The 22,426-nt window shown below is 40.8% G+C and carries 24 protein-coding genes, 1 other RNA gene and 2 pseudogenes; 17 read left to right on the top strand and 10 right to left on the bottom strand.

Going from position 1 to position 22,426, the window contains the following annotated elements; translation table 11 throughout:
- Positions 1-50: 50 nt before the first annotated feature.
- Positions 51-482 carry a YbaY family lipoprotein gene (locus AACW90_RS04245; RefSeq protein ID WP_390231304.1) on the top strand — a complete coding sequence of 144 codons (432 nt, stop codon included), beginning with the start codon at positions 51-53 and terminating at the stop codon, positions 480-482.
- Positions 483-510: 28 nt separating this feature from the next.
- Here AACW90_RS04245 and AACW90_RS04240 read toward each other — a convergent pair whose 3' ends face one another.
- A complete protein-coding gene (locus AACW90_RS04240; protein WP_390231301.1) occupies positions 511-813 on the bottom strand; it encodes an MGMT family protein in 303 nt (100 codons plus the stop codon).
- 39 nt (positions 814-852) lie between these two features.
- On the opposite strand from AACW90_RS04240, the gene AACW90_RS04235 reads away from it, so the two are divergent.
- On the top strand, positions 853-1,446 hold the full coding sequence (locus AACW90_RS04235) for an HAD family hydrolase (protein ID WP_390231298.1): 594 nt from the start codon (positions 853-855) through the stop codon (positions 1,444-1,446).
- A 154-nt stretch (positions 1,447-1,600) separates the two neighbouring features.
- Positions 1,601-1,697: signal recognition particle sRNA small type (gene ffs, locus AACW90_RS04230), an RNA gene on the top strand.
- A 60-nt stretch (positions 1,698-1,757) separates the two neighbouring features.
- On the opposite strand, the pseudogene AACW90_RS04225 reads toward ffs, so the two are convergent.
- From AACW90_RS04225 to AACW90_RS04210, 4 genes and pseudogenes are all read right to left on the bottom strand, one after another.
- Positions 1,758-2,427: pseudogene (locus AACW90_RS04225) on the bottom strand (transposase).
- 71 nt (positions 2,428-2,498) lie between these two features.
- Positions 2,499-3,443, bottom strand: coding sequence for a LysR family transcriptional regulator (locus AACW90_RS04220; RefSeq protein WP_390231295.1), 945 nt, complete (start codon positions 3,441-3,443; stop codon positions 2,499-2,501).
- A 163-nt stretch (positions 3,444-3,606) separates the two neighbouring features.
- Positions 3,607-3,837: a hypothetical protein gene (locus AACW90_RS04215; RefSeq protein ID WP_390231292.1), complete on the bottom strand. Its 231-nt coding sequence runs from the start codon at positions 3,835-3,837 to the stop codon at positions 3,607-3,609.
- An 11-nt stretch (positions 3,838-3,848) separates the two neighbouring features.
- Positions 3,849-4,706 (bottom strand): SMP-30/gluconolactonase/LRE family protein, encoded by an 858-nt coding sequence (locus tag AACW90_RS04210; RefSeq protein WP_390231289.1) that lies wholly within the window; start codon positions 4,704-4,706, stop codon positions 3,849-3,851.
- A gap of 236 nt (positions 4,707-4,942) precedes the next feature.
- Between AACW90_RS04210 and AACW90_RS04205 the strand changes: the two genes are divergently transcribed.
- Together AACW90_RS04205 and AACW90_RS04200 are read left to right on the top strand one after the other, a co-directional pair.
- The gene (locus AACW90_RS04205; protein ID WP_390231286.1) at positions 4,943-5,923 is read left to right on the top strand and encodes an alpha/beta fold hydrolase; all 981 of its coding nucleotides are present in this window, start codon (positions 4,943-4,945) and stop codon (positions 5,921-5,923) included.
- A gap of 18 nt (positions 5,924-5,941) precedes the next feature.
- The gene (locus AACW90_RS04200; protein WP_390231283.1) at positions 5,942-6,601 is read left to right on the top strand and encodes a nitroreductase family protein; all 660 of its coding nucleotides are present in this window, start codon (positions 5,942-5,944) and stop codon (positions 6,599-6,601) included.
- Positions 6,602-6,848: 247 nt separating this feature from the next.
- Here the strand turns inward: AACW90_RS04200 and AACW90_RS04195 are convergent, their stop codons facing one another.
- Complete coding sequence (locus AACW90_RS04195; protein WP_390231280.1) at positions 6,849-7,766, bottom strand: LysR family transcriptional regulator; 918 nt, start codon at positions 7,764-7,766, stop codon at positions 6,849-6,851.
- Positions 7,767-7,883: 117 nt separating this feature from the next.
- On the opposite strand from AACW90_RS04195, the gene AACW90_RS04190 reads away from it, so the two are divergent.
- From AACW90_RS04190 to AACW90_RS04180, 3 genes are read left to right on the top strand one after another with little or no spacing between them, the layout of a single operon-like run.
- Positions 7,884-8,825 (top strand): NADP-dependent oxidoreductase, encoded by a 942-nt coding sequence (locus tag AACW90_RS04190; protein WP_390231277.1) that lies wholly within the window; start codon positions 7,884-7,886, stop codon positions 8,823-8,825.
- A gap of 53 nt (positions 8,826-8,878) precedes the next feature.
- Positions 8,879-9,505, top strand: coding sequence for a putative quinol monooxygenase (locus AACW90_RS04185; protein ID WP_390231274.1), 627 nt, complete (start codon positions 8,879-8,881; stop codon positions 9,503-9,505).
- 12 nt (positions 9,506-9,517) lie between these two features.
- Positions 9,518-9,829, top strand: coding sequence for a DUF1330 domain-containing protein (locus tag AACW90_RS04180; protein WP_390231271.1), 312 nt, complete (start codon positions 9,518-9,520; stop codon positions 9,827-9,829).
- Between the two features lie 410 nt (positions 9,830-10,239).
- Here AACW90_RS04180 and AACW90_RS04175 read toward each other — a convergent pair whose 3' ends face one another.
- The 3 genes from AACW90_RS04175 to AACW90_RS04165 form a co-directional block, all read right to left on the bottom strand.
- Positions 10,240-11,862 carry a BCCT family transporter gene (locus AACW90_RS04175; RefSeq protein WP_390231268.1) on the bottom strand — a complete coding sequence of 541 codons (1,623 nt, stop codon included), beginning with the start codon at positions 11,860-11,862 and terminating at the stop codon, positions 10,240-10,242.
- 68 nt (positions 11,863-11,930) lie between these two features.
- Positions 11,931-13,055 (bottom strand): mandelate racemase/muconate lactonizing enzyme family protein, encoded by a 1,125-nt coding sequence (locus tag AACW90_RS04170; RefSeq protein ID WP_390231265.1) that lies wholly within the window; start codon positions 13,053-13,055, stop codon positions 11,931-11,933.
- A gap of 9 nt (positions 13,056-13,064) precedes the next feature.
- Positions 13,065-14,420 (bottom strand): FAD-dependent oxidoreductase, encoded by a 1,356-nt coding sequence (locus tag AACW90_RS04165; protein WP_390231262.1) that lies wholly within the window; start codon positions 14,418-14,420, stop codon positions 13,065-13,067.
- 137 nt (positions 14,421-14,557) lie between these two features.
- On the opposite strand from AACW90_RS04165, the gene AACW90_RS04160 reads away from it, so the two are divergent.
- Together AACW90_RS04160 and AACW90_RS04155 are read left to right on the top strand one after the other, a co-directional pair.
- Positions 14,558-15,217 carry a GntR family transcriptional regulator gene (locus AACW90_RS04160; protein WP_390231260.1) on the top strand — a complete coding sequence of 220 codons (660 nt, stop codon included), beginning with the start codon at positions 14,558-14,560 and terminating at the stop codon, positions 15,215-15,217.
- A gap of 29 nt (positions 15,218-15,246) precedes the next feature.
- Positions 15,247-15,790 (top strand): annotated as a pseudogene (locus AACW90_RS04155) (tyrosine-type recombinase/integrase).
- Positions 15,791-16,026: 236 nt separating this feature from the next.
- Here the strand turns inward: AACW90_RS04155 and AACW90_RS04150 are convergent.
- Positions 16,027-16,899 carry a LysR family transcriptional regulator gene (locus AACW90_RS04150; RefSeq protein WP_390231257.1) on the bottom strand — a complete coding sequence of 291 codons (873 nt, stop codon included), beginning with the start codon at positions 16,897-16,899 and terminating at the stop codon, positions 16,027-16,029.
- Positions 16,900-17,006: 107 nt separating this feature from the next.
- Between AACW90_RS04150 and AACW90_RS04145 the strand changes: the two genes are divergently transcribed.
- The 7 genes from AACW90_RS04145 to AACW90_RS04115 all read left to right on the top strand — a co-directional run bounded on the left by AACW90_RS04145 (position 17,007) and on the right by AACW90_RS04115 (position 22,066).
- Complete coding sequence (locus AACW90_RS04145) at positions 17,007-17,453, top strand: YciI family protein (RefSeq protein WP_390231254.1); 447 nt, start codon at positions 17,007-17,009, stop codon at positions 17,451-17,453.
- Positions 17,454-17,464: 11 nt separating this feature from the next.
- Positions 17,465-17,893 (top strand): DoxX family protein, encoded by a 429-nt coding sequence (locus AACW90_RS04140; RefSeq protein WP_390231251.1) that lies wholly within the window; start codon positions 17,465-17,467, stop codon positions 17,891-17,893.
- A 120-nt stretch (positions 17,894-18,013) separates the two neighbouring features.
- Complete coding sequence (locus tag AACW90_RS04135) at positions 18,014-19,078, top strand: MBL fold metallo-hydrolase (protein WP_390231248.1); 1,065 nt, start codon at positions 18,014-18,016, stop codon at positions 19,076-19,078.
- A 118-nt stretch (positions 19,079-19,196) separates the two neighbouring features.
- Entirely contained in the window at positions 19,197-20,168 is a 972-nt protein-coding gene (locus tag AACW90_RS04130) for a hypothetical protein (RefSeq protein WP_390231245.1), read from the top strand.
- Positions 20,169-20,200: 32 nt separating this feature from the next.
- Complete coding sequence (locus tag AACW90_RS04125; protein WP_390231242.1) at positions 20,201-20,860, top strand: nitroreductase family protein; 660 nt, start codon at positions 20,201-20,203, stop codon at positions 20,858-20,860.
- Between the two features lie 94 nt (positions 20,861-20,954).
- A complete protein-coding gene (locus AACW90_RS04120; protein ID WP_390231239.1) occupies positions 20,955-21,260 on the top strand; it encodes a DUF3861 domain-containing protein in 306 nt (101 codons plus the stop codon).
- A gap of 38 nt (positions 21,261-21,298) precedes the next feature.
- The gene (locus AACW90_RS04115) at positions 21,299-22,066 is read left to right on the top strand and encodes a glutathione S-transferase family protein (RefSeq protein ID WP_390231236.1); all 768 of its coding nucleotides are present in this window, start codon (positions 21,299-21,301) and stop codon (positions 22,064-22,066) included.
- Positions 22,067-22,426 lie beyond the last annotated feature (360 nt).

The raw sequence follows: 22,426 nt of genomic DNA, 5'->3' as shown, positions 1-22,426 counted from the left end.
TTAGGTTATTCTTATACTTGCTAGCAAGTAGCTAACTATAAAGAGGCTTTATGAAAAAGACACTAATTTTGGTTTTATCAATAGTAATGGGTTTTATGCTGGTGGGTTGTGAGTCGACGAAACAAGCGCCGGAACAAAAAGAAGTCATGATGGAATCAATCAAAGGCAATATCAGCTACCGACAAAGAGTGGCATTGCCACCGAATGCAGTGGTGACTGTGACATTGGAAGATGTGTCCTTAATGGATGTCGCAGCAAAAAAACTGGCTCAGCAAATATTTACCACCGATGGAACTCAAGTCCCATTTGATTTTGAATTGAGCTATGACGCGAATAAGATTGAAGTCAAACATAGGTATAGCGTTCGAGCAACGATACATGTAAATGACACTTTGCGGTTCACTACGGATACCGCATACCAAGTCATTACCGATGAGTCTCAAACCAAACAGGTAGACTTGAATTTGGTTGCGGTTCGCTAATCGTTACTGGTTCATATTCAGTGGCAGCTTAGAGCTGCCACTTATACGTTTTAAGGCTAACCCTACCCAATTCACTCACTTGCACACCATCTTTTTCAAGATGTTCTTTCTGCCTCGCAAAACTGTCACCTTTTAATGATATTTTACCTGCGCTGTTGATTACTCTAAACCAAGGTAGCGTTGAGCCTTTCGGTAGGTTCGAAAGTGCTTTACCAACATGTCGAGCGTAACCGGGGTAACCCGCCATTTTTGCAATTTCACCATAGGTCGAGACCTTCCCTGATGGGATTTGGTGAATGACAACAAAGATTTGTGCTAGAAATTGATCCATACTGATACAGTTTTATCTTATACGGTGAATAGGTGTTCTATGTTTGAAGTCATTCTATTTGATTTAGGAAGAGTTGTCGTTGGTTTAGGTGATTCGCCGATACCTAGGTGTTGGTTGAAAGCTGAAAATACGATGCCAATCGAGACATGGTTTATCTCCGAATTTGGTCAACAATTCGAAAAAGGGCAGATATCCGCTGTCGAGTTTACGACCCAGTTTAAACAGCAATTCGAATTAGATCAGAGTATTGAAGAGATCATGGAGGCTTTTACTGCATGGCCAACGGGTATATTTCCAAGTATGCCTCAGACGCTAACCAAATTACGGGGTCGTTACCATCTTGCGGTGTTAAGTAATACCAATGAACTGCATTTCCCAAGATTGATTGAAGAGTTTGGTATAGCAGAGTATTTCGATACTATTTTTGTCTCTCACCACATGTACAAAGCCAAGCCAGAACGGGCGGCCTTTGAGCATGTGCTTGATGTGTTAGAAGTTGCCCCTAATAAAGTCCTTTTTTTGGATGATAACCGACAAAATATAGAGGCGGCCGCATCTTTAGGGATTATCAGTGTGCAAGTTTGTGGTGAAGAACAAGTGATTCAAGCGCTTAAAGACAAAGGTGCGCTGTAAAATAGCCATGTAAGAGGTCTGGATGAGCAATAAATAGCCACTTAATCAACAAAGGCTAAAATTACGAAACAGATGACTTGCAATGCAATTATAGATAGCCGATAATCCTTCGCACTCGCTAGTCACCGTACTAACGAAACAGAATCTATGGAGGCCCTGGTCCTCCCGCAACAATACCTTGTTTAATTGGTCAGATCCGGAAGGAAGCAGCCAGGGCGAGTGACTTGTGTGCCGGGATGTGGCTGGGGCTTCCACCCATCTTGTTGTCGCTGAAACCATATCGTGTCCAAAAAAAACCATAACCTGTCCTTTTAAAAGTCATAAAGTGTCCTAAGCTTTATTTGCGATTTTTTTTGTTCAGAGTTAATTGGGCTTAAATACCCAAAAGCACTGTGCCTTCTCGTTCGATTATAATCAACCTCAATGTATTCGAAGACCGCTTGACGCATAGCATCTGCTGTAAAATCCTGAGCAAGTAAGTTCGGAGCAACTCGCATTTTATGGTTGCTGTCCGTTGTGCATTGAAATTTGCGTGTCGTTCTTGTCTACGCAAACTGTCTTTATGGCGATGATTGACCCAATAATAAGACCCACTTCGGGAAACCAAGAATACCTTGGCTATGCGATAAATACTAAATTCCAGCATGTTCTCTAGCATAAATCCGTAGCAATTTACTTTAGATTTTTCGTGATGTAGGTGGCTGTGGGTTCAAGCACTCAATGTACCCCCTTTTTTTCGATATCTAGCTCTTCAGCTTGTTCGGCTAGTCGCCGTTTAAGTTTAGCTACTTCAACGGCGAGATCTTTTTCTTTTTGACTAGAACTGGTGTCTTTTGTCGCCGCTTTACGCCAACCATAGATTTGAGATTCAGGTAGTGAGAGCAGCTTAGCGGTGGCAGCTTCACCTACTTTCTCTGCTCGCTTCAGAGCTTCGGCTTTAAATTGAGGGGAATAGAGAATACGTTTCTTTTTATTTGTCATGTTTCACCTCGTTAGTGATTGTACTCACTTAACGCGGTGTCCAAAACTACTGGTTTAGATCACATTTATAGCTACTTATACATAGACGAGTAATCGTCAACATAGTTCTCCCAAACGGGCGGAGTACCAATCACTTCTTGCACCGTTTCGATAAACTTTTTAATCAGTGGAGTCTGATTTCTATGAGGGTAGACGGCATGGAGTGATCCAAAGCCGTCAGGGAACCGATAATGTTGCAGGATAGGAACCAGATTAAGCTCTTTTATATTTGATTTCAGTATTGCAAGATCCGCGACCGAATACCCCAGTCCAGCCTGTGTGGCACTTATGAGGGAATCTACGTTGTTTGCTTTAAATCGCCCATTAATACTGTATTTTTCTGTTTTGCTTTCCCTTGGGGCGAACATCTCCAGTTTATCGAAGGTAAAGGAGCCATTGGAGTAGGTGATTGCAGGTAAGGAAACAAGCTCCTTGAGCGTCTGAGGAGCTCCATGCTCTTTAATAAACTCTGGAGAGGCAAGAATGACCAGCTTAGTTGAGGCAAGCTTCTTTGCTACGTTCGTCGAGTCTTTAGGGGAATCCAGCCGAAAAGCGATATCAAACTTTTCTCCGACGATATCCGTTAACCGATCATCCAGCGAAAGCTCAATATAGGTTTTTGGATATTTTCTCATAAAAAGATTGATCGCTTTCTGAAGATAGAGATTTCCGAAAGAAACATAACTGGTTATCCGTAACAGACCTCTGGGCTCCGTGTGAAATGAAGCGGCTAAACGCTGAGTTTTACTTATTTCACTTCTTACCACTTTAGCTTGCTCTAAAATCTCTCGCCCTGCATCGGTCAAAGATAAAGATCGTGTCGTTCGGTTTAGTAACCTGACGCCTAATGTATCTTCCAGTACTTTGAACTGCTTAGTGACTACTGCGCGATCCATGTGCCTGAGCTCGGCTGCTTTAGCAAAAGAACCCTGATAAACAATATCCAGAAATAAGTCGAGTCGAGTAGCGATATCCATAAATTTTCCAATAGGCAAACAAAAAATGCATCAGAGTTTAGATTCTAATGCATTTTATTCATCGGTTTAAAATAAAACTTCTTATTCTTTTTGTTTAGCAATAAAGCGTTGTAGTGCCTCGTGTGCTTCTTCCGTCACCACTATACGATCAAATGCAAACTGGTCATTTTTCAATATTGAGTTCATTCAAGGTTATTTGTGACACCTCATTACGAGGCAGTTTATTGATACGCAGTATAAGGATGCCTTTTTCTCTGGTAACAATAATATTCTTGAACTTTGTACTAGAGCTTTCTCCTGGCTGTGACTGAGCCAATACAGAACCATTGGTTAATGTTGCTGCTGCGCCCACAGCGGTAGCTACAGTTACTTTTAATACATCACGTCTTCTCATATTTAACCCGCTCAGTCATTAATGATCTTATAAGAAGCAACTTTGCCCTTGAACAAAAACGGAATAAACAAGGTGTCCGTACTATCATCAACACTAATATCCGCAGCACTGATATCTACTGTGCCTAACAGTGTACGTTCTTTATCTGTAATCTGATAAATCTCACCCGCAGGGAAATGGCTGATAACCAGTGTACCATTTAACTCTGTCACACCATCCAAACCACCAAGTCGATAACTGGAACTGATGATCTGTAAGGATTTATCAGCGATATTTATTTTGTATACTGACCCATACTCATCAGGTTTAAACTGCTGTGCCAGTTTACTTGCTAGATTGGCCGCGATCAGTGTATCACCTTGTGCGAGCAAGCCGTTTGGATGAGGAAGGTTATTATCTTCCAGCCAGACGACTAACTCATCGTCAACAATGGTGTAGATTTTCCCAGCAGCAATGTCGCCTACAAATACCTGCCCTTTATCGCTAACGGTCAGGTCATTAAGCATGATAGCGTCAGTTGCTTTTAAACTTTTTATTATATTTCCGCTTTCTACGTCAATGATATGCACCTGAGTTCCATCTACGACATAAAGATTATTTTTAAACATTCCCATACCTGTTGGCATGCCTAATCCATCAACCCACTTCAACTTTTCGATATCCCCGTTTTTGGATAACTTACTGATAAAGCCCGTCTCCTGACCATTGACATTCGAAACGTATAGCCATTGATGCTCGGGGGAGACGTAGACTGATTCTGGCTGTGAAAAGGCGGTTTGCTCCCATTGCGCGACTAATGAGGCTGCTTGAGCTGTATTAGCTAACAGTAGAGAAAGTCCGATAAAAGCAGATGAAATTGCTGAGCGCATGTTTTAACTCCGTAAATGAGTAGATATTAAGCCGGATATGGCCGGTTTATGGGCATTATCGCGTAGGCAGGTACATTGAAATAGAGAGATATTTTCAATTTACTATTGATTAATAAGAATCAATGAGCTTGTATTTTGCTGATAAGATGCAGTATATGGTTTTATTGTCAATAAAACTCTGTTTCCACCTAATGTACTGGGGAGCCTGATAGTAATGACTCAATCTGGAGAAAAGTATGTCTATAGAAGCATTGAAAAAAATCATTGCCGCTGAAGGAGTGCAGCCAATATTTTACAAAGTGAACCCTGATCCCATATTAAATAACGCTGATATGACGAACACAAAACAGCGTCCATTTGTGGTAAATAAAGAAGAATACCCATTTAAGAGCCATTGGTATGAACGTGATGGTGTCTCTATGCACTACGTAGACGAAGGTGAAGGCATTCCTATTATCCTGACTCACGGTAACCCTGACTGGTCTTTCCTGAACAGAAACATTATCAAAGATTTGTCTAAAGACGCTCGAGTTATTGCATATGACCTGCCTGGTTTTGGTTTTTCTGACACACCTCCTGACTTTAGCTTTACACCTCAGGAACATTCTGAATGGATTGAATCACTTATTTTCGACCATCTAAAGTTAGATAAGTTTATTCTGGTTGTTCAGGACTGGGGCGGACCAACCGGGTTAAATGTGGCAACTAACCATCCTGAGAATATCTTGGGTGTGGTTATTTCGAATACCTGGGCCTGGAAAGTGGATGGCGGTATTGAAACATTCTCTATGCTCTTCAGAACACCAGAAATGGAACAACGGGTGCTTGACGAAAATTTTTTTGTTGCCAACCTTATGCTGGCAAATATCAACGAGAAGTCACGGAATAACAAAGCAGTTATCGACGCTTATACAATGGCCTTCCCGACCCCTGAATCCAGAATAGGAACTGCAATTTTCCCTCAACAGATTACTTTGGTATCTGAATGGTTAGGAGATATTGAGAGTAGATTACACAGGCTGGCAGAAAAACCAGTTGAGTTTATTTTTGGTGAGAAAGACTTTAATCATGGAACACCTAAGGCGATAGCAAAATGGCGTTCTCACTTCCCTAAAGCGAATGTACAACTTGTACCCGATGCGAGCCATTTTGTACAAGAGGACAGCCCTGAAAGGTTTGGCTTCGCGCTTAGACAAATTCTTAAAAAAATCAGTTAATAGAAAAAAGGGACACCAGTGACTCACCCAATCATTCAAGATTTAAATAATCGTTATACAACAAAGAAGTATGATCCAAGTGAACGTATTTCAGAAAAAAACATAGAGATAATCAAGGAGGCTATTCGCCTGACGGCTTCGTCTATCAACTCGCAGCCCTGGAAGTTTGTGCTAATTAAGAGTGATGAGGCAAAAAACCGCTTGGATGAAACATTTGCAAACAAGTATCAACCAAATCGTCCTCATTCAAAAGAGGCGTCACATGTAATTCTCTTTGCCCACAATCCGAATTATCAAAAAGAAAACTACAAAAAAATACTGGACATCAATGTAGAGCTGGGTCGTTTAAACGAAGAAAAATATGAAGCCACGCTGAGCGGAGCTTTCCACTTTGCTGACCTTCACAGAGATGAAAATGGCTCTAATGAAAACTGGACAAGGGCACAGGTTTATATCGCATTAGGGAATGCCTTACATGTCTTAGCACGATTAGGTATTGATTCTACACCGATGGAAGGCATTGATTCTAAGTTGGTCGGTGAAGCCTTTACTGATGAGTTGGATGGTTATATTTGTGATGTTGCACTGGCGATGGGTTATCACTCTGTTCGTGAAGATTACAATTACGGCCTACCCAAGTCACGTTTGCGAATGGAAGAGGTTTTCACAGTAGTATAGGCAACTGACAGTCACATCTTTCTTTATTGTTCAGATTGTAGAAACAACATGCTGAGTGTAGTGGATGAGTGATTTAGGCCACCAGTTAAGAGCTTTTGCAATACCCTAGATAATCCGATAAATGCTAATTTAGAAAATACCCTGACACGGAATTGTTCAACTCTGAGTCAGCGAGATCTGCGCTGGCTCATTTGCATTTTAATGAGCCTCAGAAAATAGTCATGGTGTGCTCTAGATAAGAGCCAAATTACATTAGTAAATCCTCGTATCTCACTTTATTGGTATCTATGACTTTTTTTTCAATAAAGTCTAAAAATACCTTAACTCTAGCGGGTAAGATTCTGCCAGGTGGCCGTACAGCCCAAATTTTTGTGTCATTCAAAAGCTTATAATCAGGAAGGATTTGAACCACTCGGCCAGATTTTAACGAAGGTCCTGCATGCCAGTAGGAAGCCATACCAATCCCCATACCAGATTCCACCAGATCACTGATCGCATCCCCCAAGTTTAAGGAAATTGGATTTGCTACAGATACCTTTTGTACTTTCCCCTCTGCACTCATAAACGCCCAATCTACAGCGTGACCTAAGGGTAAGCATCGATGCTTAAGCAAATCTTCAGGGCTTTCAGGCACGCCATATTTTTCAATATAGTTTGGTGAAGCAACTAGTGCAATTGGATTATCAGCCAAGCGCCTCGCTAACAGGTTACTTGAAGATAAGTTACCTATACGAAAGGCTAAGTCGTAACCATGCTCGATCAAATCCTCGGTTTTGTCGTTAAAGTCAATTTCCAACTCAAGGTTAGGATACAACTCTAGTAACTCAGGGATAAAGGGAACAATGTAGTGGCGACCATATGAAGCTGATACAGCCACCTTTAATCGACCTTGAACATTGCTTTCAGCACCTTTGAAGACATTTGCCACTTCTTCAACATCGTCAACAATACGTCTTGCATGAGGTAAAAACATTTCACCATCATGAGTCAATGTGATGGTTCTTGTTGAACGATGGAACAGTTTTACGCCCAGCTCAGCTTCTAATTGCTGAATTCTTTGACTGGCATTAGTCGTTGAAAGTCCAAATTCTTCGCCAGCACGTCCAATTTTTCCTATTTCTACAACCCGTAAGTATAACGCTAAGGTTTTCAGATCAAAATTCACTTAATTCGCCTTTCTGTTAGTCCCAAATTTAAGGATAGTCTTTCCCTAATTCGCTAGATGATACCAAATAATGGCACATATATAATCGTTTACGAGTTCACCAATGGAGACCAACCAATGAAAGCAATTATTACTTACCATGCAGGCGGTATTGAAAACCTACAGTTGCACGATGTAGAAAAGCCAACAATTAGAGACAATGAGGTACTAGTAGAAACTCGAGCCATCAGCATTAACCCTGCAGATACCAAAGTGAAGTATGCAGAAGAAGCGTTACTTGATTTGTATGGCGAAGAGCGTCCAATCATCTTGGGGTGGGACATTGCGGGCACAGTAATTGAATCCGGTGCAAACGTCACTAATTTCAAAGTTGGCGATAACGTATTTGGCATGGTGAACTTCCCGGGAGATGGTAAAGCGTATGCAGAGTATGTTGCCTCTCCAGAATCACACCTCGCATTAATGCCTGAAGGCGTTAATTTTATCGATGCAGCAGCAACCACACTTGCAGCCATGACGGCCTATCAGGCATTAAACGGTCGGGTAAGCCAAGGTGATAAAGTTCTTATTCATGCTGGATCTGGCGGCGTGGGTCACTTTGCCGTTCAGATGGCTAAACAAATGGGCGCTTTTGTTTATTCGACAAGTTCGGTTCGAAATAAAAAATTTGTGATGTCGCTTGGTGCAGATGAGCACATTGATTATCGTGAGCAAGACTTTGAAAAAGTACTTCATGACATTGATTTAGCTTTTGACACAGTGAGTCCAGAAAATGCAGAAAAATCACTACAAGTGCTGCGTTCTGGTGGTCAACTCGTTTCAATTACGATTCGAGAACCTTCAGATAGTATGCAAAAAACTGCGTTTGAATCAAATTTAGTGATTACTCCGCTTCTTGTTCAATCTAACGGTGAAGATGCCTCAAAGGTTGCTGAAATGCTCGCTAACGACTCGATAAAACCGCACGTATCGCAAATTTTTGAGTTTAAAGATTTAGCTCAGGCGCACACCGCTGTCGAAACTGGCAGAACCGTTGGTAAAGTTATTGTAACGGTTTAGTTTTCGTATAACTCATTGAAGTTAAAATTAAAAACCGAATAGGGTGTAAAACCATGATCAATCAAATTGTAAAGTTCACAGTAAAGCCTGATCACAAAGACGAATTTCAACATGCGCTATTGGAGAACCAACTGGCAAGTAGCCAGGAAGCTGGCAATGTGGAGATGCGAGTCTATGTTGATAACCAAGATGCCAATCTGTTTTTTGCCTACGACCGTTGGGTAGATCAAGAGGCTTTGGATTCACACTTACAACAGTCACACACTCAAAAACTCATCAAATTAACAGAAACTGCTTTGGTTGAGCCTGTGATGGTTTTGAACCTTGGTGAAACAGCCCCTGCCCCTGTTGCACTAAAACAAGCAGATAAAGATGATGAGGAATTTAATATTTTTTTCATTTTCAAACTAGAAACGGAGCACCGTGAAGCGCTAATCGCTCAGTTCGAGGAACATATACAACACACTCGTACCGAGGCAGGTAATTTGTTGTTTGATTTGTTCACCGTTAATGGCAGTAATGACACATTAGCCGTGTACGAACACTGGAGAAAAGAATCGGATGTTTGGGATATTCACTTTAATCAACCTTACTCAAAAGTGACTGGGGCGTTGATGGAGAGAGCCGTGGTGGGTGATATGAACCAGTACATGAACTTTGTTACTCAAATAGCAGGCTGATTGGAGACGATAATGACGGTTTATTATGTGGTTAATTATGATATTGCGGATGAAGAACTGTATGCTCAATACAATCCGGGTTTAAATCATGTCACTGCCAACACTGTTGCAAAGCATGGTGGTGAGATTTTAGTTGCGACAAATGAAGATCAAACACTGTCTGGTCGATGCTTACAAATGAAAGTGATCATTCAGTTCCCAAGTCGAGAAGCGGCATTAGCGTGGGATAATGACATTGAATATCGGGATGCAAAGCTCATACGTATTGCTGCCACTACCAATATAGATTGCTACATTGTAGACAAATTGGTTGTTCCGTCTTAACTCCAAAAATCTTATTCAGATGTTGGTAGTGAAAGGCGTAGCGGATGAGTGAAATTGATCGTTATTTTGTAGGTGATTCGAATACTTTGTAGCTGCAAAGGTTATTCGAGTCATCTTGGTTCTCTTGGTTTCTTAACAAGCTTTTGTCCACAACCGAGCTACATGTAGAAATAGTTAAAATAGCTATCCTTTTAATATTGTTTAGATTTAGGAGTGCGCCCTTTTGGCGCGTTCCTATTTATCCAAGACATCAGTAGGACCACTGTGGCTCCATAGATATGCGATGCCCAACTGACATGGGGTTGGCATATTGGATAGTAAATATGTTTTTTTGCCCAAAATGGAAAAGCCAAAGCTGCATAGAAGGTATTATGAAACTTTGGCTCTTAACCTTGCTGCCGGTATCCGGTTTAGTTAGTTGTAGCTACTACTGGTAGCTCTTCACAGTCAACCTCTGGGATAATATCAGCAGCTGAAGTATCGGTTAATCTATGCATCGCTTTAATTTCCGATGCAGTAAGATGACCGTAATCTTCACGCATGTATTTGAATGTCTTAAATAACATGTAACTTACTAATACAAGTAACGGAGCAGCAAAAATCAATATCGCTGACTGCATTGAGCCAACTGGTGCATTTACAATAATAAATACCGCTGGAATCGCAATAATCACTAGACACCAAAAGATTTTTAACAGTCTTGCTGGGTTTTTATCTTTATCCAGTACACGTTGAGTTTGGCAAGCAACTGTAAATACAGAGCCGTCCAAAGTTGTTACCAACAACAAGAAAGTGGATATAATAAACACGACCAGAAGTAGAGAAGAGAAGGGCAAAGTGTTAAGAGCTTCTACGATAGACTGGCTTGCTTGACCATCAGATACCATCTGGCTGATGTCTACCTTCTTGTCAATTTGGGTTTTCATCATGAACGAACCAACAATCGAGAACAGAATAGTTGTGCCCACAGTACCACCGCCTACCATACAAACAATCACTTCACGCAGCGTACGACCTTTCGATACTTTAGTAATAAAGATACACATCAAAGGGATAAAGATCATCCAGTATGCCCAAAAGTAAGCAGTCCAGTTCTGCGGAAACTTATCTTGATTGATAGCATCAGTGTACAAGCTCATGTGGATGAAGTTAGATGCCCACATACTGATTGAGGTACTGGTGTTTTCTAGAATAAACATCGTTGGTCCAAAGACCAGAATGTAAAGAATCAGCGCAATCAGGAAATAGGTACCAGAGCTTGAGATGTTTTTCATGCCTTTTTCTATACCAACAAACGAGCTAACGATAAGAAGTGCAGCTACAATCCCTAGCATACCAAGCTTTAGTGCTAGATTATCTTGCAAACCGGTTAGCTGAGCAAAAGCAGCAGACACTATAGGAACGCCCAGAGCCAATACAATGATAAGACCGAATACCAGCGCAATAGGGTAAGTGATGTCAATAACACGACCAACAACTTTACCTACGGTGTCGTTTTTGATCATGCTTTGAACGATTTCACTGATCTTTAGCGATGGATTTTTACGTACATAGTACGAATACATGATCGGCACAGCACTGATAGCATAAAGCGCCCAAGCGGTAATGCCCCAATGGTGCAGAGAGTAAGTCACAGCCCACTCATGTGCTAGCACTGAGCCAGCTTCAATAGCAAACGGTGGTGTCTTAATATAATAAGACCACTCCAGAAAGGCCCAGTATACGGTACCTGAACCAACACCGGCTAATGCCATCATGGTGATGTAGGAGAAATTGGAATACTCGGGTTTCCCGTCGCCCATACGAATATTACCGTATTTACTGGACACTAGATAAACAGAGATGATTACCATTGCAAAACCAAACCATAAGATTGGTGTCCCAAGGTTATATGCGACCATGGTAAAAATATTACCAGCAATGGCGATAGCCCGCTCAGTATCAGTTAAAAAGAACACAGACAGCGCACTTATTAATATCAAAGAAATTAATATCGTAGTGCGGTCAAAATTACCTATATTACTATTTTCCATAAAGGACTCCTTTGCACTCCCGCTATAAAAATACGCAGGAGTGACAATTTCATATCAATATTATTTGATTATTCAAATACATAATGAGCAATTGATGCTTCTTTTACGATTTCCCAATCCATCTCCACACCAAGTCCATTGCCTTCTGGTGCGTGAACAAAGCCGTCTTTATCTGTACGGATTTGAGTATTGGAACCTAACTCAAAGCTCTCATAGGGATAGAATTGCTCGAAGAATTTGCAATTGTAGTGTGCTAGTGCCACATGTAGATTTGCTGCCTGAGTAATGGTGTATCCCATACTCTGTATTTCCAGGTTTTTGGAATGTCCTTCAGCAATAGCAAAGCATTTGTTTAGTTGAGTTATGCCACCGCAAACAGTCGCATCTTGTCGAACATCTGACCAAAAACCATTGCCTAAAGCATAAGTTACTTCTTGTAGTGTCAGTAAGCAGTTGCCATGACTGGAAATTTCTAAGTCGGTCTTGTCAACTAAGCGTTGGTATGTTTTGTAGTCGTAGTCGGAGACTGGGGCTTCAAGCCACTCCCAATCATAACTTTCCATTAGTTTGGCCATTTTCATGGCTTCTGCTGGAGTGTAGAAGGTTGCTGTATCCAACATAAAGCGCATATCCGTATCGCCGTATCGTTCTTGAATAGCGTTTACCAAAGCAACATCTTTTTTGAAAACACAGTAACAATGTAACTTTATAGCGGTGAAACCTTGTTCAATACAGTTTTCTACATACGGAAAATACTCTTCAACGGTGTCAAACATTGGTGAAGAAGCGTAAGAGCGCATTTTGCTGCGAGCACCACCAAGTAGCATATAAAGAGGCATGTTTGCTTTCTTTGCTTTAATATCCCAGGCAGCGATATCAATTGGTGATTTAGCTGGTAGCCCACCCCAAGAACAGCGTGCGCCTAACCATGCACTCAGCTCTTCAGTCATTAGCGGGTTTTTGCCAATTAAACCAGGAACAATAGTTCTCATTGCTTCTATTATGCATCGGTCAAAATCATTTTCTGTATAACTGATTGTTGCGCCAACACCTTCGGTTCCATCTTCAGTAATGATGCGAACAATATTATTGGTATAAAGTAAGGGCTCTTGGTTATCTGCCCATGGAATCGGTGGAGCGTCGCGATCAGCAACTGCATAAAGCTCTATTCGTTTAATCTTTGTATCTTTCATAATTTCTCCTTACAACGCACTACCATTTTCTTTCATGATAATGCCAATTTCTTCGCCGTTTAAATCTCGGATTCGTTTCTGTTCGTTGAGTGCTTTTACTACGGCCACTCCAGCCGCGTGTCCATACTCAAAACATTGCGCGGTAACTCTTGCGGATGCTAATGCTTCGTGTTCAGCACTTAAGCAGCGCCCGGCGACAATGATGTTTTCACCTACAATGGGAACGAGTGTGTTGAATGGCACATCGTAGTAATCATCAAGTAACCAATGCAGCTTAGGTTTAGTTCCTGAATGAAGTTCGATTGGCCATGGTGTTCGACAAATACTGTCAGAGCGTTTACGACAATTAATTACATCGTCGTTAGTGAGTGTTTCGACACCAACAATGGAACGAGTTTGGCGAATACCAACTTCAACACCAGTATCAACAACAAAAGCATCTTCACATCCAGGTACAAAGTTCTTGAGGAATTTGGTATAGCTACGTACTTGTCGACGACCAAATATTTCAGCCTCAGTAAAATCTGCTGGGTCGATAACGTTTAATACGCGTCCATCTTGTCCCGCTAAGCGAGTAGCATTGACCATTAATTCATTGGGTCTTGTTGTAGGGAAAATCCAAATTTTATGGCGGGGAAGGTCATATTCGTCGGATTGGTTAGCAGATAAGATTTTATCTGTAACCTTTGGTGGACAGATGGTGTCATTCCCGTAGTAGTCTAGATATTTCTCAATATCAATGCCACCTATGCGGAAAAACATGGTCGGATTTTGAATTTTACCTTCATCGCCAAAGTAATAATCCATACCAGCGCGAGCAATAAGAGCTGCATCACCAGATGCATCAACGATCATTTTTGCCATGATGACACTTTGACCTGCGTTAGATTCAATAACGACACCTTTAAAGGTATCGCCATCCATGATGACGCCAATTACGGCTGTATGGAAAAGAGGCGTTACTCCAGCTTCTTCAAGCATATCGTCTGCAACTTCTCTCCAAATCAAAGGATCGTGGGTGACCGTATAGGTTTTGCCATAGATTTGCGGACCAGTTACACCACCTTTTATTCTTAGCGATTTACGGAATTTTTCCGTAAATCCAAAGACTACTTGTTCGGGTAAGGCTTTACGATTATCTGTTGCTTTATACATACCGCAGATAGTCCCTGATAAACCTGCTACGGCAGCACCCCCACAAAAACCGTATTTCTCAATCATCCACGTAGATTTGCCTGATTGACCAGCGGTTACAGCAGCGGCTACGCCTGCTGCTCCACCGCCTATGACTAATACTTCAATGGAAGCAAGCACAGGGAGGTCTGGTTGTTCTTCAAATCTCTGAACAATTTTCCAATCTTTCATGAAAACCTCTTTGATAGACTATTGGTGTGTTACTGATATATCAGTGGTATTTCTTAAATTTACTCTGAATTTATTTATGGTACAATATTGATATCTTAATTCGTGAGTTCGCTCACTAAATCATTAGTCAGGTATATATGATAAAAATGAATGATAATCAGATTAATAAAACGGACATGGCATATAACGAATTGGAAAGGATGATTATTTTCCGAGAATTAGAACCGGGAAGTATGGTGAGTGAGAAGCAATTAGCTGAAAGTTTGGAGTTAGGAAGAACACCAGTGAGAGAGGCGTTGCAACGGCTCTCATATGAAAGAATGGTAGAGATACATGCCAGACGTGGTATTCAGGTTCCACTTATATCTATAGAAAGCCAACTTAAAATTTTAGAAGTTCGTCGAGATATTGAAGCGCTATGTGTTAAGTACGCATCCTCTAGAGCGTCGGTAGATGAAAAACAAGAAATGCAAGAATTAGCATCGGCGTTAGAAGTATGTGCTGAGAATGGTGATGAGTTAGAGTATTCAATACTTCTAAAAAAAATTCATAAAGTGTTGGTTAAAGCAGCTCAAAATGAGTATTTGCAGTTAGCTATGGCTCCATTGCAAGGGCTTTCTCGTCGTTTTTGGTTTGCTTTTAAAAATGACACCTCTGACCTTAAACAGGCGTCTTCTTTACATTCCAACGTACTTCGTGCCGTTTGCCATACAGATTCAGAAGAAGCTGTTGCGGCATCGTATCGATTAAACGACTACCTCACTGACGTAGCTTACCGCAGCATTAAATCAAGATAGTCGATAGGGTTCTAACTCATCCACATTGAATTTTCATTTGGCGGATCAGAACCAGACTAGAGACTGAAAATAGTTTGATGCAACTTGCGCTACTTATCTTAGCTATTGATAGCAAACTTAGATCGAGTGACTTGCTCTCGCTCAGGCTTTGCAATGTATCTTCGCAAGACAGAATATTTAACCGTGTTAAGCATATCCAGCGAAAAACAAACATTGAAGTTCAATTTGAAATAACGTCAAGAACTCAACAAGGTCTAATGAAATGAATTTAATTGCTTCGCTAAACGCCAACGATTTTCTTTTCCCAAGCCAAAGACGGAAGCAGCACAACCAATTAGCTATTCGCACTATCGATACCTAGTCAGAAAATGGGCATCAAACCTTGGGTTGGATCCTAATCTATATGGTACTCATTCGATGAGGTGAACCAAATCTACATTAGTCTATGCAAAAACGAAAAACATTCGAGCGGTGCGGCTTTTATTGGGACATACAAAGGTAGGTAATACAATCCACTATCTTGGTGTTGAATTAGAAGACGCATTGTTACTTTCAGAAGGTACTGATTGTTAGTCGAACGAAACCTCCAATTTTTGTACAGAATCGACATATCTAACCGACAAACGCTACCTGCATTGTTATACAGTTTCAAAGAAAGATATAAGTCGCTTCTGACCCATAGCAATTCAGCCTGGTTTTTGCCCTTAACGTATTAGGCTGTTCAAATTTCGGTAGGTTACAGTCACTCCAATGTCGTTAATGAACTTTGAATATCCAAGACAGTAAATCGACGAAATTTCTTTTCAAATTCATTGCAGCTGAATAGAGTCCCATAACTCCTGTGTAACAGGTCCTAATTTGGTCTGTTGTTTTCTGACAACGTGTACTCTGGGGTCTTCCTGCATTGAAAAGTTTTCTATTTTCAACGGAATTAAACGACCGTCCTGAAGTTCTTCAGTGACTAAATGTTCAGGGAGCTGTCCCCAACCCAATCCCGCCAGAATTACTTCCTTTTTGCTAAACAGGTTATTGACATCCCACCTACGTCCAGTACGCAGAACGTCATCGGATCGGTCGAGTTCATGGTGATGATCATTTTTCACAACTATCTGATTGTCGCTTCTCAATTGCTCTATAGAGCATTTATTAAAAGTAGAAAGTTTAAGTTTTTGACTGGTTACTATAAGCATTTTGATATCGTAAAGATAAGCGCTTTCCAGAGTAGGTTCAGTCCCTTCCAAGGGTGTTATTGCTATATCAGCATCTCCGGACTTCAGTTCTTCCAAAACGCGCCCCAAAGTATTAATCGAAAGGTTAATACGGGTCTGGGGGTACTTATCCGACAGGGCTTTTATGATGTCTAGTATTCTCGGAAGAGGGCAAAGAGCACTAACCACAATACTTAGTTCTGGCTCTACTCCCAAAGATAATTCTTTGGCCATTTCCTCGAACTGATCAAACTGAGCAATAACCTCAAGTGCTTTCCTGTAAAGAACCTTTCCTTCCGATGATAATTCCGGACGGTAAGAATTACGAGAAAAGAGTTGAATTTCCAGCTCTTCTTCCAACCCTTTTATGGCCTTACTGATGGCGGCTTGGCTTTTGTATACACGCTCTGCCGCTCGACTGAAAGTTCCAGTTTCAACTACGGCGATCAGTATTCTTAATTGTTCTCTTGTCATAATCAACACCATAACTAATGGTTATGGTGTTGTACAATTTATTTTCATTTTTTTTTCTTTCTTCGCGTCTTTATAATTCGTTCAGATAACAAAGTAAGGAGTAAAGAGTGAAAAAACTAACAACATGGCTTTGCCTGATCATTTCTATAGTAGTGGTAGGAACCGCTTCAGCCAACCCTTTTACAAGAGAACAAAGAGAGCGCATCGCTGACTTTCTTGCGATGGATCTTTACGTCTATGAGACCACACTTGTTGGTACTCAAGAAGAGTTCATAAATACAGTAAGTGACCACCTGAACTATCAGGTAATGCTTGAAGAGAAAGGCATTATGTTTGGTGCTGGCCCTATTGCTGAAGAAAGCGAAAAAGAGCACCCCACATCAGGCATGATCATCATCCGAGCAAAATCATTTGAAGAAGCTAAAGCAATTGCTGACGCTGACCCTTTCCACGCTCGTGGTGTAAGAGCATATAAACTGCGCAAATGGACACTAAACGAAGGCAGTTTTGATTTTTCAGTAAAAATCTCTGACCAGACAGTGGAAATTAAGTAAAGGTTTTAGTTATGAAAAAAATATTGCAGTTAATCACAAAACCTAACGAGCTTCAGTACCATGAGCTATTACTGAGGCTTTACATGGGTGCGGTTATGACATGGCACGGTCAGGGAAAGTTGTTTAACCTCGACGGCACAGCTATGTTCTTCAGCAAAATTGGAGTGGAACCTGCCTACCCAATGGCAGTAATAGCATCTCTTGGCGAAACACTTGGTGGTATCGCCGTTCTGCTGGGCTGCTTCACCCGTCTTGGAGCATTTGCAAACTGTATCTCACTGACAGTTGCTTTTGTTCTACTTGGATGGCCAAACGGATTCGATGTTCGCGTAGGCGGCTACGAGTATCAAGGAGCACTACTTGTAGCTTATATATTCATCCTGGTGAATGGTGCCGGAAAATACTCTGTAGACAAGCTTATCTATAGTAAAGCTCAATAATTCAGTGCTATCTATCTCAATATTTGGGAGCCCTAAGATATTAAGATAGATAGTTAATCAGCACTAAAATACTAAGCTATTTTAGTTAGTTAACTTTAATCAACAAGAAGATTAATTATTATGTTTAAAGGCATTCTATATTCAATACTATTAGTACTTTCTGCATCAGGTGCTGCTTATGCCGCTGATACGTATAATGCAGAAAAAGATTTTGACGTAGAAAAAGTAAAAGCTAAATATACTGACGTAAACTACGTTTACACTTCAATTCCAGAACGTGGTTATAACTACTATAAAGTTGCGAACAATGCTTACTATATTCACAATGAATTTGACAGCATGGTATTCTTCATTACCGATGTTGGTGTCGTAGTATACGACGCGCGTCCGGAACTGACTCCTTTCGTATTAGACCTGATTCCACGACTTACGGATAAGAAAATTACACATGTAATCTACTCTCACCACCACCGTGATCATGCTGAAGGTATGCATCTTTTCCTTAAATCTGATTTGCTTGCAAAAAATGTAAAAATCATTGCACAAAAAGAAACTGAAGAGTTCTTAAAAATCGCTCACGAAGACTTACCGGCAGAGAGAGCGGCTCTTCGTCCAATGCCTAATGTTGTTTGGGATGATGATTATATTCTTGAGACTGGTGGACTACGTCTCGAGTTTAAAAACTACAGCAGAAACTGGCACTCACATGATGACAGCGTAGTGTATGCACCGAAACAAAACATCTTGTTTGCTATCGATACATTCCATGCTAAATCTGCGCCTTGGATTCATTTTGGTGAAGCTACCGATCCAATGATGACCTGGAAGTTGCCACAAATCCTATTGAACGATTACCCTAACGCTGAGTTTATCATCACGGGTCACGAGAAAATTGTCGCGACACATGCTGATTTAGAACAGTACCGTGATCTTATTAAAGATATGCAAGACATCATGCATGGTGTTATGGAGTCTGAAGCATTCCACGCAACGATGAAAGAAGCTCATCGACGTTACAAGGACGGCTCTGAATGGTGGAACTACCGTGAAGGTATCGATTTGGCTGCAGACATGGCCGCTCAGAAATTTATTGAGCGTTGGGCCCCAAAAGTACGTAATGCGAGTCTGAATGCGGAAGAGAACTTTAAGATGATGTTTATGCAGTTTGCGATTCTGAACCCTTAATCGTACAAGCTCCCTAAATACTATACAAAGCTAACGACTTACAGTGCAGAGCGATAAACATTGTTTAGCACTGTTTTCAACCATAAGCCATCATCTACAGATCAGACAGTCTTAACGTATGAAAAAACTACTTTTTATCAGCTTTACTGTTGTTGCACAGCTCGGTTGTGCTGAGATAAAAACTACGGTCAATTGTGAAGACAATTTTTATAGTCAGATAGAGTCATTGGACGATGCCAGGGCATACATCGTCCAATTTCCAGAGAGAAAATATAAGAAACAATTACTAGAAAGAACATTCCCTCTTGTTTCTAAGGTTTCCTACCAGTACACCAAATCCAAGCGCTATCAATTGCGTCAGCAAGACTTTATCTACAATGACAAAGGGAAGCTTCTTATCCAGAGAGACTCTCTAGGTTTTGGTGAAACTTACACCTATCGCCTTAAATATAATAGTGACCGTCAATTGGTAAAGAAAACCACAATAAATAACACCAGCCTGCAGAATACTGTTACTTACGAATACAATAACAATGGTCAAAAAATAAAGGAATTGGACGAATACACGAATGGTGGCGAGAGTGAGCGTTTTTTAGAATATAGTGAAAATGGGCTGTTATTAGCCCATTACATTGATAAAAACAATGAGAAAATAGAAAGCTATACATACAGCTATGACACACATGGAAACAAACAATTCAGTAATAACATATCAAGAACTGGTGTAACCGGCACTCACAAAGGCCGGAGTTTGTATACATATAACAGCCAAAATAACATGACTGAAGAATCATTTTCCGGTGGGTACTTTGTAGACGGTAAGTTGAAAAATACAAACAATGGAACCCGTGAGTTCGTATATGATGCCCGCAACAACCTTATAGAAGAGAACTATGAATACGAAAGCACTTCCTTAGATAACAATGGAAGCTCATATTACCTAGCATCTACAACGGTCTACATCAGAGACAACAGCGGGCTGTTGCTAGAAGAACGACACATGAAAACGCTAAAAAAGAACACAGAGAAACAATTAGATAGAACATTGAAGTATCAGTATATCTACATTCAGCTGCAAGAAATCCTTTAATCATTCATCTGTTTCTAAACCGGAGAACCAAAATGACTCATCCAATTATTCAGGATCTTAACCGTCGCTATTCAACCAAGAAGTACGATGCAACCAAGACAATCTCGGCTGAGGATATAGCTGTGATCAAAGAAGCGCTGCACCTGTCAGCTTCCTCTGTTAATTCACAGCCATGGAAGTTTATCGTGATCGAAAGCGATGAGGCTAAACAGCGCTTGCATGATACTTTCGCAAATAAGTTCCAGAACAATCAGCAGCATGCTAAAGCAGCTTCACACTCTATTTTATTTGCTTACAACCCTCGCTTCGATAAAGAAGCTTACAAAAAGGTCGTCGATGCAGAAGTAACCTCAGGCCACCTTCCTGAAGCCATGTATGACGAGATGCTAAAAAAGGGTATGTATTTTGCTGAAATAACAGCGGACCAGAATGGCGTCAATGCTCAATGGACAAAAGCACAGACTTATCTGGCTCTGGGAAACGGGCTCCATACACTTGCCCGGTTGGGGATTGATTCTACCCCGATGGAAGGTGTGGATTCTGAAATGATTGGTGAAATATTTAAAGCAGAGTTGGACGGATATGTGTGTGAAACTGTACTTGCTCTTGGTTATCACCAACAAGGTAGTGACTTTAATTACGGCCTCCCTAAAGCACGATTACCATTAAACGAAGTAGTTATCACTCTGTAAATCTAGCGCAAAATATAGGTAATAAAATCAACCACAGAGAGTGTAGTTTATTTTGTTAATTTGATTCAATGAGATATCAAGAGCGGAGCTAACGATGAAATCACCACTTAAGAAAGGCAACGTTTATCGCGTAACGGTTGAAGATGCAGGTTCAGCCAATGGAGAAACCCTAAGAACACTGCAGTTTGAAGTAGAAGACCGCGAGGACATGTTCACTATTGTTGAAAATCTTAAGCGAGGTAGTGGACTAGATGAACAGGATGCAACTAAAGTGGGTGTTGCATTGCGGCTTCTTGGCCCAGTTATGATGCAGAACAGAAAACACCCTCTACTGACTGATTTTATGCCTCACTTCAAAGACTTTATGGTGAACCTGAAGAAAACCATGAAAGGCAATTAGTCGACATTTTCTTAAACTAACACCTGAGAGGCATAAATATGGGAATTATCAAATCAACTAATAAGAGTGTTGAGAGCTTTAAAGGGTTGCACCTTTACCATGCAAACATGTCCAATTGCGCAATGCGTGTCCGTATAGCTCTAGAAGAAAAAGGTCTAGACTGGGCAAGCCACCTGTTAAATCTGATGAAGGGTGAAAACCTGACTGACGAGTATTTCGGTATTAACCCTAATGGCGTTGTCCCGACGTTGGTTGATGACGGTGTTGTTATTATCGATTCCGCAGATATTATTGACTATCTTGATAAAAAATATTCGCCGGGTTCACTACGCCCTGATTCAAAGCAAGATGAACAACAAATGTATTTCTGGATGTATTTAGCCAGAGATAACCACCTTTCAATAAAAACCTACATGTATGGCAACCTAGGTCAACCGAGCGGCAAAATGAAAAAAACGCCCGAGCAGATGTCGGACTACCGTAAAAAACAAACCTATGACCTTGCCCTGCTTGAGTTCCATGAACGCTTTAACTCCAATGAAGGTTTTACTGAGGAAGATTTGGCTAACGCAACAAAAATTATCGATGATTGCTTCAAGAAAATGGATGACCGTCTGAAAGACAATGACTGGTTGGCAGGCGATAGTTTCTCTCTGGCAGATATTACCTGGGTTCCTCAATTGGTAATTCTTAAAGCAGCTAAGTACCCATTTGAAAACTATCCGAACCTAGACAAATGGAAAAATGCCATTATTCAGCGCCCAAGCTTTAAACAAGGCGTTATTACCTGGCTGCCGGAAAGGTGATCTACACCATCAATATTGGACACCAAGTTAAGTGACTTTCCATACCTTGTAGGGTTTTCTCCGCTTATGTGAGTCAGTACATATAACCGGAGAGAGCCTCTGTAGTTATTCATAAATTTCTAATTTAGGAAAGGCGTTAGCAAACTTTTGTCCGGAAACGTTACAATTGGCACTTTGTAACTCACAAATGTCTCATTGTTTGCTAGCAACACTGTCGGCTAATATATTTCGTTTGAACTTTGCCTAAAGTTCTTAATACCTGCTTAAAAAATTCTCGTGTTCAGGAATGGACTAAGAATAGTTGTTGCTCCAAACTCGGAATACGCTTGACACTTTTGAATGAAATCGACTTTCCATAAT

The organism is Vibrio frigidus, from assembly GCF_042465995.1.
GTDB lineage: Bacteria > Pseudomonadota > Gammaproteobacteria > Enterobacterales > Vibrionaceae > Vibrio.
This window is presented reverse-complemented; position numbering and strand designations above follow the sequence as displayed.

Bases quoted from the DNA above. Each gene is read 5' to 3' on its own strand.
- AACW90_RS04190 (WP_390231277.1), top strand. From the start codon at position 7,884: ATGAAAGCAATTATTACTTACCATGCAGGCGGTATTGAAAACCTACAG.
- AACW90_RS04125 (WP_390231242.1), top strand. From the start codon at position 20,201: ATGACTCATCCAATTATTCAGGATCTTAACCGTCGCTATTCAACCAAG.
- AACW90_RS04205 (WP_390231286.1), top strand. From the start codon at position 4,943: ATGTCTATAGAAGCATTGAAAAAAATCATTGCCGCTGAAGGAGTGCAG.
- AACW90_RS04160 (WP_390231260.1), top strand. From the start codon at position 14,558: ATGATAAAAATGAATGATAATCAGATTAATAAAACGGACATGGCATAT.
- AACW90_RS04115 (WP_390231236.1), top strand. From the start codon at position 21,299: ATGGGAATTATCAAATCAACTAATAAGAGTGTTGAGAGCTTTAAAGGG.
- AACW90_RS04165 (WP_390231262.1), bottom strand. From the start codon at position 14,420: ATGAAAGATTGGAAAATTGTTCAGAGATTTGAAGAACAACCAGACCTC.
- AACW90_RS04235 (WP_390231298.1), top strand. From the start codon at position 853: ATGTTTGAAGTCATTCTATTTGATTTAGGAAGAGTTGTCGTTGGTTTA.
- AACW90_RS04175 (WP_390231268.1), bottom strand. From the start codon at position 11,862: ATGGAAAATAGTAATATAGGTAATTTTGACCGCACTACGATATTAATT.
- AACW90_RS04150 (WP_390231257.1), bottom strand. From the start codon at position 16,899: ATGACAAGAGAACAATTAAGAATACTGATCGCCGTAGTTGAAACTGGA.
- AACW90_RS04215 (WP_390231292.1), bottom strand. From the start codon at position 3,837: ATGAGAAGACGTGATGTATTAAAAGTAACTGTAGCTACCGCTGTGGGC.
- AACW90_RS04130 (WP_390231245.1), top strand. From the start codon at position 19,197: ATGAAAAAACTACTTTTTATCAGCTTTACTGTTGTTGCACAGCTCGGT.
- AACW90_RS04185 (WP_390231274.1), top strand. From the start codon at position 8,879: ATGATCAATCAAATTGTAAAGTTCACAGTAAAGCCTGATCACAAAGAC.
- AACW90_RS04180 (WP_390231271.1), top strand. From the start codon at position 9,518: ATGACGGTTTATTATGTGGTTAATTATGATATTGCGGATGAAGAACTG.
- AACW90_RS04245 (WP_390231304.1), top strand. From the start codon at position 51: ATGAAAAAGACACTAATTTTGGTTTTATCAATAGTAATGGGTTTTATG.
- AACW90_RS04210 (WP_390231289.1), bottom strand. From the start codon at position 4,706: ATGCGCTCAGCAATTTCATCTGCTTTTATCGGACTTTCTCTACTGTTA.
- AACW90_RS04170 (WP_390231265.1), bottom strand. From the start codon at position 13,055: ATGAAAGATACAAAGATTAAACGAATAGAGCTTTATGCAGTTGCTGAT.
- AACW90_RS04135 (WP_390231248.1), top strand. From the start codon at position 18,014: ATGTTTAAAGGCATTCTATATTCAATACTATTAGTACTTTCTGCATCA.
- AACW90_RS04140 (WP_390231251.1), top strand. From the start codon at position 17,465: ATGAAAAAAATATTGCAGTTAATCACAAAACCTAACGAGCTTCAGTAC.
- AACW90_RS04240 (WP_390231301.1), bottom strand. From the start codon at position 813: ATGGATCAATTTCTAGCACAAATCTTTGTTGTCATTCACCAAATCCCA.
- AACW90_RS04220 (WP_390231295.1), bottom strand. From the start codon at position 3,443: ATGGATATCGCTACTCGACTCGACTTATTTCTGGATATTGTTTATCAG.
- AACW90_RS04120 (WP_390231239.1), top strand. From the start codon at position 20,955: ATGAAATCACCACTTAAGAAAGGCAACGTTTATCGCGTAACGGTTGAA.